Origin of the sequence: Actinomyces provencensis (genome assembly GCF_900155435.1) — a bacterium.
GTDB classification, from domain to species: Bacteria; Actinomycetota; Actinomycetes; order Actinomycetales; family Actinomycetaceae; genus Pauljensenia; species Pauljensenia provencensis.
On sequence record NZ_LT700212.1, the window covers coordinates 2,585,373 to 2,600,408 of the forward strand.

A 15,036-nucleotide genomic window follows, 5' to 3' on the forward strand; every position below is an offset into this window, starting at 1 on the left:
CACCATTCATCCAGACCGGACTGGATCAGAGGCCGAGGTCGGAGGCAGAGTAGAACCCGGACTCCACAAGCTCGGACTCAATGTTGTCCTTCGTGATCACCACCGGTGTCAGCAGGTAGGAGGGAACGACGAGCTTGCCGTTGTCATAGGACTCCGTGTCGTTCACTTCGACCGTCTCACCCTTGACGATCTGGTCCACCATCGTCGCCACGCGATCACCCAGCTCCCGGGTGTCCTTCCACACCGTCATCGACTGCTTTCCATTCAAGATGTTCTGGACATTCGCCTGGTCGGCGTCCTGCCCGGTGAGTACGGGCCAGTTGTCACCCGCCGAGTAGCCGTCGGACTCGAGAGCTTGGGAGATTCCGAGAGCAAGTGCGTCATTCGGCGCCAGGACTGCGTCAACAGTCTTGTCCTGGTAGAAGGAGTTGAGCCTGGTCTCCATCTCCGACTGCGCTGCGGGGGCCATCCATGCCTGAATGCCGATGGACTGCCAGTCATCGACACTCTTCGGGTCCTTGCCCGAGGGAACCACCAACTGCCCGCTCTCGATGTAGGGCTGAAGGACGTCCCATGCACCCTCGAAGAAGAAGCGGGCGTTGTTGTCGTCGGGCGAGCCGGAGAAGGGCTCAAAGTTGAAGGGGCCCTTTCCGTCTGCGAGTTCGAGGGCATCCTCGATGTACTGCCCCTGGAGCTTCCCCACCTCATAGTTGTCGAAGGTCGCGTAGTAGCTGATGGCATCGGTGTCGCGGATCAAGCGGTCATAGGCGATGACCGGGATGCCCTTGGACTTCGCCTGGTCGAGCACAGGGGCAAGAGCCGATCCATCGATCGACGCGACGACGAGGACATCCGGACTCTCATTGATCATGTTCTGGATCTGGGAGATCTGTTGTTCGACCTTGTTGTCCGCGTACTGCAAGGAGACGGTGTAACCCGACTCCTCGAGTAGTTCCTCCAGGTGAGATCCATCCCTGCTCCACCGTTCCAGTGACTTGGTCGGCATGGCGACACCAATGAGTCCCCCTGCAGCAGCGGTCCCGGACTCGGATCCTGACTCCACCCCGCTCGCCGTGCCTCCACGTTCTGCCGAGCAGGCCGCAGCGCCGACGACCAATCCGGCCGTGGCCACTGCGACGACGAACTTCCTCGTGATTCCGTGCATCTTGTCGGCTCCTTTGCCGTCCGTCGGAACGAGAGCTTGTCCCCGTCCCCTTGTGTTCGATGACCGGGACTTGCGTCCACGGCACCGTGTCGGTATTACTTCATCCCGCAAACTCTTGCCGCCTGGTGCGCGGCGCCCAGGGCGACGTACTCACCCGGCTCGGGCAGGAGCACCTCGACCCCCAGACGCTCGGGTGCCAGCGCCTGCACGGCCGTGGACCGCGCCCCGCCACCCACCATGAGGACCCGATCGATGGGCACAGCGAGTGCCCGGACCGCGTCCAGCGCACCACGCATGAGGTCCAGCAGCCCCTCCACCCCGGCCCGTGCGACATGGGCACGGTCGGAGTTCGCCAAGGTCATGCCGCGCAGCTCCGCGGTAGCGTCGGGCAGGTTCGGGGTCCGCTCGCCCTCGAAGTAGGGCACGAGGACGAGGCCGCCCGCATCCGGCACGGACAGGGCGAGGTCGTCGTACTCCCGGTAGTCGGCGTCGATGACGCGGGCCATCGCGTCGATGATGCGGGAGGCATTGAGGGTGCAGGCCAGGGGGAGCCAGTTCCCGCTCGCGTCGGAGAACCCCGTGACGAGGCCGGTCGGGTCCGAGACCGGGTGGTCCGACACCGCGGCGACCACCCCGGAGGTCCCCAGGGAGAGCAGCGCGTCGCCGGGCCGCAGGCCCACACCCAGCGCGGCGCCCGCGTTGTCACCGCACCCGGGTCCCAGTTCCACATGACCCCAGCCGCGCGCCGCATCCGCGTACCCGGCGGACTCCCATGGTCCCAGGATGCGAGGGAGGACGATGTCGTCGGCCCCGCCCTCGGGGCGCCGCAGGGCGCGCGCGAGGATGTCACGACGGTAGCCCCCGCGATTGCCCCCCTCCGCACTCCCCGCCACCGCGACCTCGAGGTCCGTGTACCCGGTCCCCGAGGCGTCGGAGCGGTCGGTGACCAGGTCCTCCAGCCGTCCGGTCCCCCTGATGCGCCAGGTGAGCCAGTCGTGGGGCAGGCACACCGCCGCGATGCGCGCGGCGTTGTCGGGTTCGTGGTCGGCGAGCCACCGCAGCTTGGTGACCGTGAGTGAGGCGACCGGCACCGAGCCTGTGGCCTCGGCCCACCACGCGGCGCCCACCCCGGCGTCACCTGCTCCGGCCTCGAGGACGAGGTCCCGTGCGGCCTCACCGGAGCGGGTGTCGTTCCACAGGAGAGCGGGACGGATGACCTCTCCGTCCTGGTCCAGGCAGACCATTCCGTGCTGCTGACCACCCACGGACAGGGCCGCGACGTCCCCGAGCCCACCGGCTCCCCCGACGGCCTCCAGGAACGCATCCCACCAGAACCGGGGATCCACCTCGGTGCCGTCGGGGTGTGTGGCCCTGCCCTCGCGCACGACTGCGCCCGTGGCCGGGTCGACCACGACCACCTTGCAGGACTGCGTCGAGGTGTCGACCCCGGCGACGAAGGGGCGTTGGGTGTCCATGGGAACTCCTTCTCCTGGCGACCGCCCGACCGGCACGGCCGCGACGTCAGTCGCGACCCAAGGTGTCGACGATGTAGTTGTTGATGGTCGCCTTCACCGACTCCAGGTGGTCGGAACGCGTCGAGGCGAGGATGTCGGCCTGGGGCACGTCCAGTGCATGGGCCTCGAGGTCCGCGAGGGTGGCCGTCCCGTCCTCCACGCTCGCGCCCACACCCTGGTCGAAGGACCCGTAGCGCTCGGCGACGAGGTCCTCGATGAAACCGTCCTCGTGCATCTGTGCCGCCACCAGCAGGCCCGCGGCGTAGGAGTCCATGCCGACGATGTGGCCGCGGAAGAGGTCCTCGGCGGTGAAGGAGGTGCGTCTGGGCTTCGCGTCGAAGTTCAGCCCACCGTGCGGGCCGATGCGCCCCTCGTCGAGGATCTCCCACATGACGGAGGTCGTCTCGTAGAGGTCCGAGGGGAACTCGTCGATGTCCCAGCCGATGAGCTTGTCCCCCTGGTTCGCGTCCAGGGATCCCAGCATGCCCGCCACGCGTGCCACGCGGACCTCGTGCTGGTAGGTGTGACCGGCCAGGTTCGCGTGGTTCCCCTCGAGGTTCAGCTTGAAGTCCCCGTCGAGCCCGTAGGTCTTGAGGAAGGCGATCGTGGTAGCGGCGTCGAAGTCGTACTGGTGGCTGGTCGGCTCCTTCGGCTTGGGCTCGATGAGGAACTGGGCGTCGAGCCCGATCTCCTGGGCGTAGTCCACGGCCATGTGGAGGAAGCGTGCCATGTGGTCCTGCTCGCGGCGCAGGTCTGTGTTCCAGAGGTTCTCGTAGCCCTCGCGGCCACCCCAGAACACGTAGTTCTCCGAACCGAGCCGTTCGGCGATCTCCAGGCTGTGCTTGAGCTGGCCGCCCGCGTAGGCGAAGACCTCGGCAAAGGGGGAGGTCGCGGCTCCTGAGAGGAATCGGGCGTTGGTGAAGAGGCTGCTCGTGTTCCACAGCGGGGTGATGCCGGTCTCCGCCTGCAGCTCCGCCACGCGGTCCACGACCCGGTCCAGGTTCGCATTGGTCTCGCGGAGGGTGTCCCCCTCGGGGGCCAGGTCACGGTCGTGGAAGCAGAAGTACCCCACGCCGAGCTTGCGGTAGAACTCGAAGGTGTAGTCCACCTTCGCCAGGGCCAGGTCCATGGGATCGGTGAAGTGGTCGTAGGGGCGCTGGGCCGTGCCCTCCCCGAAGGGGTCGACGAGGCGCTGGTCGAAGGTGTGCCAGTATGCCACCGCGAAGCGCAGCCAGTCCTTCATCGGCTTCCCAGCGACCACCCGGTCGGGCTGGTAGTAGCGGAAGCCCAGGCCCTGCTGCGGTGAGGTCTTCCCGACGAAGGGGATGGGTTCGATGTTCCACAGGTCGCTCATGACCGGCACCTCCATGTGCATGGACGCGGCCCCTGTGCCACGTCATCTGTTTTGTTGCTGACCAAAACATTATAGTAATGTCCCGCTTCCCGCAACACTCCGCGTATGGTCAACTCATGAGAACCGCACGCCCCACCCACGCGACGACCACTCCCCACCCGTGGGGCCATGCCGGCGAACGCCGGCAGACGGGCGTGAGAGCCGAGAGCCTGCGGGCCATGAACCTCTCCCTGGTGCTCCGCCGCGTGCTCGCGGATCCAGGGGGCGGCTCCCGCGCCGCCATCGCCACCAGCACGGGGATCACCCGGGCCACGAGCTCCCGGCTGGTGGACGAGCTCGTCCAGGCCGGGCTGGTCACGGAACTCTCCCCCGAGCCCGATGCCGGTCGTGGTCGCCCCGCCGTCCGCCTGACGCCCCGACGGGGCCGCTTCCTCGCCCTCGGTCTCGAGGTCAATGTCGGCTCGCTCTCCGCACGGGCGATCGACCTGACCGGTGCCGTCCTCGCCGAGGAGGTCGTGGTCGCCGACTTCTCGGGCACCAGACCCGAGGCGACCATGGGGGCACTCTCCGCCCTCGCCCACCGCGTCCTGGAGGCCGCCATGCGTTCGCGCACGACCTTCCTCGGCTCGGGGTTGGCCCTGCCGGGCCTCGTCTCCCCCGACTCCCTGGCACTCGCCCCGAACCTCGGGTGGCGCGACATCCCTCTGGACGAGCTGCTCACTCCCATCGCGGACCTTGATCCCGTCCTCGTCGCCAACGAGGCCGACCTCGCTGCCTTCGCCGTCGCCCACCCGCTCCCCGGGGTCCCCTCCGGCCCCTCCTCCTTCGTCCTCGTCTCCGGAGAGGTCGGCATCGGCGCCGGGATCGTCATCGACCACCGCATGCTCACCGGCGCGCACGGATGGTCCGGGGAGATCGGGCACATCTGCGTGGATCCCGCCGGACCCGTCTGCTCCTGCGGGGCGACGGGCTGCCTGGAGTCCTACCTCGGTCGGCGGGCCTTCATCCGGCGGGCGGGCCTGCCCGCCGAATCGGGCCCGGCCGACGTGGTCCGCGCCGCGCGCGAGGGCTCCACGGAGGCACGTCGGGCTCTCGACGAGGGCGGGGCCGCACTGGGACGCGCCCTCGCGGCCGTCATCAACACCGTGGACATCCCGTTGGTCGTCCTGGGTGGCAACGTCGCCGAGGTCGGGGAGGAGCTCCTGCCCGCGGCCCGACGGGAGATGTCGGTGCGCGTGCTGCAGTCGGCGTGGTCACGACCCGAGGTGCGTCTCGCCGCCGACAGCTCGCGGCTCGCCGCCACGGGCGCGGCCCACCGGGTCCTCCAGCGCCTGGTGGACGATCCCCTCGCCTGGACCGCCTGAGGGACGCCCGCGTCACCCGTTGCGGCCGGGACCCCCGTTGCCCCCACCGGGGCCACCACCCATGCCACCGTCCGAGGACTGGCCGGCCGTGACGGCCGACGAGGACCCTCCGTCGACCGAGACAGTGTAGGAGTCCCCGGTGGTGACCTGCGCCGAGGAGAACACGACGTTGCCGAACTGCTTGCGTGCGGTGAAGGTCGCCAGTGCCGCCCCGGAGGAGTCCGTCACCGTCACCTCGGACCCCGCGGAACCGGAGACCGTGGCCTGGAGCCAGCCCTGGCCGTCGGTCGACGAAGGCGCCGTCGCCATGCCGGAGGACCCCACGGCCACCAGGGTGCCCCCGGTCACCGTCAGGGTCCCGTTGACGTCGAGGGCACCGTTCCCGCTGCCCGTGGGTCCCCACACGGTGACGTCGCCGCCGGAGATCGTGGCGGAGCCGTTGGAGTCGATGCCGTCGCCCTCCGCGTCCACGACGACGGTGCCGCCGGTGATGTCGACCTGCTCGCCGCTGTCGCCCATCCCGCCTCCCATGCCGCCGCCCGCGGAGGAGTCGGAGGTCCCGGAGTCGTCCGAGGTCGCAGCCAGCCCGGCCTCGACGGTCGTCGACCCGGATCCGTTGATCCCGTCGTCGTGCGAGGTGATGTCCACCGATCCGGCGGAGATCGTGATGAGCCCCGCCTCGAGCCCCTCCTCCGAGGTCGTGACCGTGACATCGGCGCCGTCCAGCACGGCGGCGACCTCGGCGTGGATCCCGTCGTCACCCGTGGCGAGGGTGAGGGTTCCGGAGCTCAGGCGCAGCGCGCCCTTGGAGTGGAGGGCGTCGTCACCGGAGTCGATGTCGAGGGTCGCCCCGTCCGCCACCAGGAACACCCCGGCCTTGACCCCCTTCGCCGAGGTGTCCGTCTTCCCGGCGGACGCCCCGCCACCGGAGGTGACGGTCACCGTACCGCCGGTGAGGACGGCGTCCGTCTCCGCGTCGATCCCGTCCCCCTCGGAGGTGACGGTGACCGTGCCACCCGCGATGTGGACGAGTCCCTTGGTCGGGTCCTCGTCCTGGTCGGACTTCAGTCCGTCCCCGCCGGCGGTGACCTCCAGGGTCCCGCCCGCGACGGTGAGTGAGTCCTTCCCGCGCAGACCGTCGTCCACGGCCTCGATCTCCAGGGTCCCGGAGAGGACGTACAGGTCGTCGGTGGAGGTGATGCCGTCGTTCCCGTTGCCCGAGACGTGGAGCGTCCCCTCCCCAGTGATGGTGAGGTCGGCGTCAGCGTAGATCGCGGCGTTGGCGGAGGCCGAGTCCTCGTAGGAGTCCGCGTCGGAGACCGAGTTGTCACCGGTGAGGGACAGCACGACGTCGTCCGCACCGGTGACCTCGATGGCGGGTCCGGCACTGTTGGAGATCTCTGCACCGTCGAGGACCAGGACGACGAGGGCGTCCTCCGGCGCGTCGACCACCACCGATCCCTCGAGCGAGCCGGACAGGCGGTACACGCCGGCCCCGGTGATCGTCACCGTCGAGCCGTCCACGGTCACGTCCGCGGCGTCGCTGCTCGCCGTGGACCCCTGGAGGGTGATGTCCTGGGCGCTGGACGCGTCCCATTCGTCGTCGTCGACCTTCGAGGAGTTGGCATTGGCAGCGAGGACCTCCTCCGCACTCGGTGGGTCGGTCGTGTCACCGGCCTCCCCGGCGACGTCCTCGGTGGTGTCCGACCCGGAGGACTGGGAGGTCTCCGTGCTCGTCGCGACCGTGGTGCTGGTGCCCGACGTCCCGGCGTCCGTGGAGGGGGCCGAGCACGCGCCGAGGGCGAGGGCGGCGGCCAGGGACAGTGCGGCCGCCCTGAGGGCGATCGTCTTCTTCATGGTGGTGGTGTTCCTTCCTGGGGTGCGGCGGTGGCCTGCCCCGGGGTCGGTCAGGATGCGGTGGTGAAGCGGTCCCTCAGGACGCGGGCCCACCTGTTGGCGGGCAGTGAGTCGTCGAGGGCCGCCAGAGCGGTGGCGTACTTGGAGACCCTGGCAGGACGGTGCCCGGCGGCCCACAGGAGGTGGTCGAGGTCGCAGGGTCGGGAACCGGACTTGGTCTCGATGATGACGAGGTCGGGGCGGGAGAGTCCCCGACCCTGTGGAGTCGTCCACTCCAGGTCGGAGTCGACGGTCGCGCGACCGGATCCGTCACCCATGAGGAGGGTGGTGCGCCGGTACCGGACGTCGAGGGTCGCCTCCAGGGTCGCGGCGGTGCCGGGTGCCCTCCCCAGTGCGCCCAGCCGGGAGTCGACCCACCCACGCTCGGCCCCGGTGAGGCCCGCACGGGGGCCGCACACCCCCTCCCGGGGGATCCGGTCCTTGACGGTCTGGCCGCGGGGACCACGGGACTTGACCTCCAGGAAGCACAGCCCGGAGTCGACGTAGGTGCGGGTGCGCACCTTGAAGCGCCTGCGTCGCCTGGTCGCCGCCGAGTGGTAGCCGTCGAGGTCGGGGGTGTCGAGGTACGTCGAGCGGTAGTCCTGCGTCCTCAGCCCGGCGATGTCGAGCACGCGCGTGTTCGGATCCAGCCCGGAGAGGATCCCGGGCACGTTCACCCGTTCGAGCAGGTACTTGCGGTCCACCCGGGTCAGGAGGGCAGCGCGGTCCACCAGCTCCTCGAGGTCGATGGCACCGAGGTCGTGGGGGACCAGTTCCTCCCCGGACGCGCGGCCGGGCCGGAGCTCCCCGGCGGTCCCCGGACGGGGTGTGGTCTGCCGGGCGTTCACCGGGCCCCCTCCCGCACGGGGAGCGCAGTGATGCCTCCGGCCGTCGGGGCCGTCCCGGTCCGTCCCGGAGCGACCCGCGCCGCAGCGCTCGCGGCCGAGGGGGTACGGACCGCGGGCACGTCATCCGTCTGCCGCGCGCCGGGACCCCGGCGGTCCCGGGTGGTGTCGCCACCCCGACCCGGGCGCAGCACCCGGTAGCGCGCCTCGACCAGAGTCAGGTCGTTGACGAGGTCCAGCTTGACCACCTGCATGTCCGTGACCTCGCCACCGAGCAGTTGCGCCAGTGCGGAACGCAGTTCGCCCTCGTCGGCGATCGCACGGTCCAACTGCACCAGCTGCGACCGGTGCGCACCCAGGAGCCGCGGACTGTCCCCGACCGCGAGCGCTGCGAGCACGAGGACGACCAGGCCCACCGTGAGCGGGGTGAGGACCGTGGCCATGCCCGAGATCAGGCCGATGGCCAGGGAGGCGAAGTAGTAGGCGACCTCGTGCTGGGAGATCTCCGAGGAGCGCAGCCGGATGATCGAGAGCACCCCGAACAGTCCCAGCCCCAACCCCATGCCGACACTGGAGTCCACCAGGACGATCGAGACGGCCAGGACACCGACATTGACCCCGAGGAACGCCGCGACCAGGTCGGAGCGGTGGTGGCGGGGGAAGTACAGGCCGAAGGCCAGGATGCTGATCGCCACGAGGTCGACGGCGATCATCACGATGGTGCTCATGGTGGGCTCCTCTGCGGTTCGTCGAGGGTCCCATTGGGCCAGAGCGACCTGTGACAGGCCTGTGGTGGCGGTCAGGCGCGGCTGGGGGCGTCGTTCATCCCACGTTCTCCGATCGTTCACCCCCCGGGGAGGCGAGCAGTGGGCTCGAACTCCAACGCCGGTCAGGAGCGGCGCAGGTGCTCCATGACCCGGACCTCGTCGAGGACACTGAGGTAGGGCAGGGGGTCCACGTGGTTCTCCAGCACGTAGGTGGTCAGTTGGTCACGCACGACCTGCACCAGGTCCGCAGGGTCCCAGGGCTTGGCGATGTAGTGGTCCAGACCCGCCTGGTTGAGTGCGCGCACCGTGTCCGCCTGCCCGGCCTGGCCGGTGACCAGGATCGTGCGTGCCTTCCTGGTCCGGGGGTCCGCGGCGACCTCCACCAGGAAATCGACCCCGCTGCGCCCCGGGAGCCGGTGGTCGGCGAGGACCACGGCCAGTTCGTCCCCGTCCTCCAGAGCGGCCTCCACCGCGTCCCACGCATCGGGGACGTCCTCGGCCTCCTCCAGGTGGACCTTCGGCCAGAAGACCTCCAGGTCCCGCTCCAGGGCGTGGCGGACCTCCACCTCGTCCTCAAGGACCAGTACGACCAACGTCATGACTCCCCCTCCCCCTCGTCGACCGCGACCAACGTGACACGCACCCGTGTCGCACCGGGCCCTGACTCCACCTCGATGCCCCCACCCGCATCCGTGAGGATCGTGGAGACGATGGACAACCCCATCCCCAACCCGTACCTCACCCGTCCGGCGCGGGTGGTGAAGTGTGGTTCGAAGATCCTCTCCCGCAGGCCCTCGGGGATGCCGGGGCCGTTGTCGGACACCTCGACCACCACGGCCCCGTCCTCGTGGGCGACTTCGACGACGATGCGCGGGGCGGCCGTGCCCCGTGCGGGCAGGGCCCGCCCCTCCCCCTCCGGTGCCCCGTCCGCCCGGGCAAGGTCCTCGCGCTCGTCCTCGAAGGCATCCGCGGCGTTGACCAGCAGGTTCATCCACACCTGGTCCAGGGACCCGGAGCGCGCCAGCACGGGGGGCACCTCGCCGAACCGGGTCTCGACCCGGATGCCGTGCAGGCGGTGCGAGGTCAGGCGCAGGGCGTCGTCCAGACTTGCGCGCACGTCCACCGGACCCAGTGCCTCCCCCTCGGGGCGGGCGTAGGAGCGCAGGCTCTGCGCCAGTCCCGTCACCCGTTGGGAGGCCGCCGTGATGGACCGCAGGGAGGAACCGATGCGTGCCCCCAGCTCCGCCTCCTTGAGGGCGTCGTCAGGACTGGCGAGCAGCACCCGCGCCGTGCCGACGTCCGAGACGCCCAGGCGCAGCATGCGTCTCGCCGCTGCGCGGTCGCCGTCCGTGGCGCCGAGCAGTTCCTTGAGCAGGGCACGTTCCTCGGACGTGGAACGTGGCGGTGCCTCACGGGTGCGGCGCAGGGCGCGCACCGCGGTGTCCATGCCCCCCTGCCCCAGGAGCCTCACCACGTCGCGGCGCAGGTGCTCCGTGGAGCGCGTCATGGCGCTGAGCGGGTTGTTGAGCTCGTGGGCGACGCCGGCGGAGAGTTCGCCGAGCATGGCGAAGCGGGTGCGCTCCACGAGTTCGGCACGTGTGCTGCGCAGGTCCTCCAGCGCCTGGGCAAGCTCTGCCCGGTCCGCCTCCAGGTCCGCGGCCAGCATGCCCTTCTCGACGTGGAGCTCCTCGGCGCGCACGAGGCGGCGCGTGAGGGAGTGGATGGTGAGGACCGTGAGGGCCTCGGCGCTCTCCGAGTCCTCGCGCACGACCCGTGCGAGCTGGTCGTGGGACAGGCGCACCACGACGGTGGGGACGGTGGTCGTGGCCGTGAAGTAGGCGCGCTGACCGCGCACCAGGGAGACGAGGCCGATGATGGGCCCGGTGGTGGCACGGTGGAGCAGGACGGTGGCACGCTCCGCGTCACGCCGCAGCGCCACCCCACCCGAGAGCAGCAGGTGCACGGCGCCCACCAGCTCGTCCTGGCGGGTGAGCACGGTGCCGGCGGGGAGGATGATGCGGGGGCAGGGCCCCAGGACCTCCCGGATCCCCCGCAACAGGATCTCGACGGACCGGGAGTCCTCCCGGTCCAGGCCCTGGATGACGGGTGTCCCCCCGGTCACCCCGGCCCGCGGACCCAGGAACGTCGCGAGGTCGCCCTCGTCGATGCCGAGCGCCCGCAGGCGTGGGCCCGCGGCGTCGGCGACCTCCTCGAGCAGGACGCGGGGACCGTGGTCCAGGGAGAGGACGGAGCGGAAGCGGATCGAGGGGATGACGGGGGCGAGGTCGCGGTGCTCCTCGGGGTCGGTGACGAGGATCCACCCCAGGTCCGCCAGGCGCGGGTCCAGCGCTCCCGCGGCGACGGCGGCCCCGATGTCGGTGACCTCATTGGTGAGCACGACCAAGACGGGCACGCCGGTGGCACCGAGGGCCGCATCGAGTTCGGGGCCGCTGGGGGGCGCGTCCAAACCCTCCACGCGCAGTCGGGGCAGGCCGCCCTCGACCTGTCCGCGCACCCGCGGCGCGAGGCCGCGCGACCCGTCCCCCACCACCAGCACCACGGGGTCGACGACCGGGTCGGAGCCTCCCCCTCCGGGTGCGCCCGGTCCCCCCGTCGGGTGGGTGGCCGGCGGTGTTCCCGCCCCCGCCCCCGCATCCGCGCCCGGCGGTGGCGCCGCATCCTCGGGGGCCAGGGTCTGGCGCACCCAGCGCAGTGCGGGCCAGGTGCTCATCCCAGTACCCCCACCACTGCCCACAGGTGCGGGACGACGAAGGAGAGCAGCAGGATGCCCACGATCCCGACCAGGAACCCGATGCGCACCATGGCGGCCGTGGGGACCACGCCCGTGGCGTGGGCAATGGCGTTGGGGGGCGTCGAGATCGGCAGGCACATGCCGAGGGAACAGGCGAGCGCCAGGACCATGGCCACCTCACCGGCGGAGTTGGGCACATTGGCGGCGACCCCCACACCCATGGGCACCAGGAGGTTCGCCGCGGCGGTGGAGGAGATGAAGTTCGAGATGACCCAGGCCAGACCCGCCAGCACCAGCAGGACGAGTACGACGGGGATGGCGTCCCAGTCGACCAGGGCGATGATCCAGCGGTCCAGGCCGGTGTGGCCCACACCCGCGCCCAGGGCGATGCCCCCGGCGACGAGCCAGAGCACGGGCCAGTCCAGGGACTTCACGTCATCGCCGTCCATGACCTTCAGCGACAACAGGGCCACCACCGCGATGAGGCCGACGGTCGAGGAGGGGATGCCGTGGAGGGGTTCGCTCATCCACAGGGCGATGGTCCCCAACGCCACGACGTAGAAGGCGATGGCCGTGCGTGAGGTCTGGAAGCGGGCGGAGGTGTCGATGTCGAACACCGTGGAACTCGGCACGTAGCGCACGCAGATGTACACCCACGCGATGAGGAGGAGCAGCAGCACCAGGGGCAGGGAGAGCAGGACCCAGTCGAAGAAGGTCAGGCTCACACCTGCCTGCTGGAGGACCCCCAGGGCGATGGCGTTGGGGGGCGTGCCCACGGGTGTGGCCATCCCGCCCACGCTGGCGGCCACGGGGATCGCCAGGGCCCCACCCGTACGCGCACGGGGGTCGGGCAGGGCGTGGATGACGGGGATCATCACGGCGAACATCGTGGCGGTGGTGGCCGTGTTCGACATGATCATGCCGAGGACGGCGGTGATGCCCATGATGCCGAGCACCGTGAGCCGGGGGTGCCCCGCCAGGGGACGCAGGAGGNGCAGCAGGATGCCCACGATCCCGACCAGGAACCCGATGCGCACCATGGCGGCCGTGGGGACCACGCCCGTGGCGTGGGCAATGGCGTTGGGGGGCGTCGAGATCGGCAGGCACATGCCGAGGGAACAGGCGAGCGCCAGGACCATGGCCACCTCACCGGCGGAGTTGGGCACATTGGCGGCGACCCCCACACCCATGGGCACCAGGAGGTTCGCCGCGGCGGTGGAGGAGATGAAGTTCGAGATGACCCAGGCCAGACCCGCCAGCACCAGCAGGACGAGTACGACGGGGATGGCGTCCCAGTCGACCAGGGCGATGATCCAGCGGTCCAGGCCGGTGTGGCCCACACCCGCGCCCAGGGCGATGCCCCCGGCGACGAGCCAGAGCACGGGCCAGTCCAGGGACTTCACGTCATCGCCGTCCATGACCTTCAGCGACAACAGGGCCACCACCGCGATGAGGCCGACGGTCGAGGAGGGGATGCCGTGGAGGGGTTCGCTCATCCACAGGGCGATGGTCCCCAACGCCACGACGTAGAAGGCGATGGCCGTGCGTGAGGTCTGGAAGCGGGCGGAGGTGTCGATGTCGAACACCGTGGAACTCGGCACGTAGCGCACGCAGATGTACACCCACGCGATGAGGAGGAGCAGCAGCACCAGGGGCAGGGAGAGCAGGACCCAGTCGAAGAAGGTCAGGCTCACACCTGCCTGCTGGAGGACCCCCAGGGCGATGGCGTTGGGGGGCGTGCCCACGGGTGTGGCCATCCCGCCCACGCTGGCGGCCACGGGGATCGCCAGGGCCCCACCCGTACGCGCACGGGGGTCGGGCAGGGCGTGGATGACGGGGATCATCACGGCGAACATCGTGGCGGTGGTGGCCGTGTTCGACATGATCATGCCGAGGACGGCGGTGATGCCCATGATGCCGAGCACCGTGAGCCGGGGGTGCCCCGCCAGGGGACGCAGGAGGCGCGCGGACATGGCACGCCCGACGTCGAACTTGCCGGCGCCGTCGGCGATCATGAACCCGCCGAGGAAGAGGATGATGACCGGACTGGCCAGCGCCCCGAAGTACTCCGAGGCCGCGGCGGACCCCTCGGGCACGGCCACGAGTCCGTCGGAGGAGATCAGGAGGACCTCCGCCAGGATGACGCCCATGGAGGTCGCCACCAGCGGGATCGCCTCGGTCACCTACAGGACGATGGCCGCCAGGAAGATCCCGAGCATGCGTTCGCCCTGGGGTTCCAGACCGGGGACGTCCATGACCAGTCCGCCGAGGAGGGCGAGTGCGGCGCCCAGCAGCCCGATGACCACGCGCGGGCGGGGGCGGCGGGAGTGCAGGTGCCTGCGCACCCTGTCGCGGCGCCGGATGCGCCCGGCCGGTGGGGCGGGTGGTGGTGGCACGGAGTGGCACACCTCTCGCTCGGGGTGACGTGGGTGGTTCCCACCTGCGATTCTACCGGGTCCGGGGCCCTCGCCGCGGGTGTTGCGGGCGGCGGGGCGCTTCCCCTGCGGGAGTCCGCCCCGTCGACACACACCGTGCGGAAGCGGACCCGCACGGCGAACGCGACTGCCTGGACTCGCCGACATGGATGCTCCGCGCGGCACGCGTCACGGGAAGCGGATGGCCCCACGCAGCGGCCGCCTGCGCGGCGGGCGTCTGCGCAGTGGATGGGTGCGCCAGCTGTGCGCGGACGCCAATGACGGGATCATCGGCACGGCGGGTGTCCTCCAGGGGTTCTCGGGGGCCGGGGGCACCAGCCACCTGCTCCTCGTCGCCTCCGTCGCCACCATGATTGCGGGATCGCTGGCCCAGTTCGGCACCACCTACGCCCAGGAGTCCGCGGAACGTGACGCACAGCTGCGCCTCATCGCCGAGGAGGCGGCCTCCCTCGATGCGGATCCCGCAGCTGAGATCGAGGAGCTCACGACCCGTTTCGTGGACCGCGGCGTCCCCCGCGACCTCGCGCGCGAGGTCGCGGGGGACATGCACGAGCACGACCCGTTGGGAGCCCAACTGGACCAGGAGTACGGGATCCGCGAGCCCATGTCGCGCACGGCCCCCTACTCCAGCGGGGCACGCTCGGCCCTCGGCCACGCCCTGGGCTCGACGCTGCCCCTGACCGTGCTGCTCCTCCACCCGGCTGCCTGGGAGACGCGGGCGCTGTTCGTCGCGGTCATCCTGTCCCTGTGCGTCACCTCCGTGCTCATCGCCCTGTCCACGGGGGGCAGTGTCGTGCGGGCCCTGGTGCGCACCGTGGGCATCGGCGTCGCGAGCATGCTGATCAGCTACGTGGCAGGCCTGGTCGTCTTCTGAGCGCGGGGCGCGTGGAGAAATCGATACCGAGCTGTGACATGACTCCCTCTGCGGAGGGCGGTCGAAGAGC

General features: G+C 70.5%; 12 protein-coding genes. 2 read left to right on the forward strand and 10 right to left on the reverse strand.

The genetic code is table 11. From position 1 onward, the window contains the following. Positions 1 to 25: 25 nt before the first annotated feature. The 3 genes from chvE to xylA form a co-directional block, all read right to left on the reverse strand. A complete protein-coding gene (chvE, locus tag BQ9890_RS11340) occupies positions 26 to 1,165 on the reverse strand; it encodes a multiple monosaccharide ABC transporter substrate-binding protein (RefSeq protein ID WP_075891596.1) in 1,140 nt (379 codons plus the stop codon). A gap of 95 nt (positions 1,166 to 1,260) precedes the next feature. After that, positions 1,261 to 2,640, reverse strand: coding sequence for a xylulokinase (locus BQ9890_RS11345; RefSeq protein ID WP_075891598.1), 1,380 nt, complete (start codon positions 2,638 to 2,640; stop codon positions 1,261 to 1,263). A gap of 46 nt (positions 2,641 to 2,686) precedes the next feature. After that, complete coding sequence (gene xylA, locus BQ9890_RS11350; protein WP_075893116.1) at positions 2,687 to 4,033, reverse strand: xylose isomerase; 1,347 nt, start codon at positions 4,031 to 4,033, stop codon at positions 2,687 to 2,689. Between the two features lie 116 nt (positions 4,034 to 4,149). Here xylA and BQ9890_RS11355 point away from each other — a divergent pair, with 116 nt between their 5' ends. Beyond that, the gene (locus BQ9890_RS11355) at positions 4,150 to 5,397 is read left to right on the forward strand and encodes an ROK family transcriptional regulator (protein ID WP_075891600.1); all 1,248 of its coding nucleotides are present in this window, start codon (positions 4,150 to 4,152) and stop codon (positions 5,395 to 5,397) included. A 12-nt stretch (positions 5,398 to 5,409) separates the two neighbouring features. Here BQ9890_RS11355 and BQ9890_RS11360 read toward each other — a convergent pair whose 3' ends face one another. The 7 genes from BQ9890_RS11360 to BQ9890_RS16385 form a co-directional block, all read right to left on the reverse strand. Next, entirely contained in the window at positions 5,410 to 7,254 is a 1,845-nt protein-coding gene (locus tag BQ9890_RS11360) for a carbohydrate-binding domain-containing protein (protein ID WP_075891602.1), read from the reverse strand. A gap of 50 nt (positions 7,255 to 7,304) precedes the next feature. Next, a complete protein-coding gene (locus tag BQ9890_RS11365; RefSeq protein ID WP_230297915.1) occupies positions 7,305 to 8,141 on the reverse strand; it encodes a polyphosphate polymerase domain-containing protein in 837 nt (278 codons plus the stop codon). Beyond that, positions 8,138 to 8,866: a DUF4956 domain-containing protein gene (locus tag BQ9890_RS11370; RefSeq protein ID WP_075891604.1), complete on the reverse strand. Its 729-nt coding sequence runs from the start codon at positions 8,864 to 8,866 to the stop codon at positions 8,138 to 8,140. The genes BQ9890_RS11365 and BQ9890_RS11370 overlap by 4 nt, the downstream gene beginning before the upstream one ends. 161 nt (positions 8,867 to 9,027) lie before the next feature. Beyond that, on the reverse strand, positions 9,028 to 9,504 hold the full coding sequence (locus BQ9890_RS11375) for a response regulator (RefSeq protein WP_075891606.1): 477 nt from the start codon (positions 9,502 to 9,504) through the stop codon (positions 9,028 to 9,030). After that, complete coding sequence (locus tag BQ9890_RS11380; protein WP_078062408.1) at positions 9,501 to 11,636, reverse strand: sensor histidine kinase; 2,136 nt, start codon at positions 11,634 to 11,636, stop codon at positions 9,501 to 9,503. The genes BQ9890_RS11375 and BQ9890_RS11380 overlap by 4 nt, the downstream gene beginning before the upstream one ends. Further along, positions 11,633 to 13,840 carry an SLC13 family permease gene (locus tag BQ9890_RS17055; protein ID WP_075891608.1) on the reverse strand — a complete coding sequence of 736 codons (2,208 nt, stop codon included), beginning with the start codon at positions 13,838 to 13,840 and terminating at the stop codon, positions 11,633 to 11,635. Before BQ9890_RS17055 ends, BQ9890_RS11380 begins: the two co-directional genes overlap by 4 nt. After that, entirely contained in the window at positions 13,841 to 14,053 is a 213-nt protein-coding gene (locus BQ9890_RS16385) for a hypothetical protein (protein ID WP_075891610.1), read from the reverse strand. 184 nt (positions 14,054 to 14,237) lie between these two features. Between BQ9890_RS16385 and BQ9890_RS11395 the strand changes: the two genes are divergently transcribed. Then, entirely contained in the window at positions 14,238 to 14,966 is a 729-nt protein-coding gene (locus tag BQ9890_RS11395; protein WP_078062409.1) for a VIT1/CCC1 transporter family protein, read from the forward strand. The last annotated feature ends 70 nt before the right edge of the window (positions 14,967 to 15,036 follow it).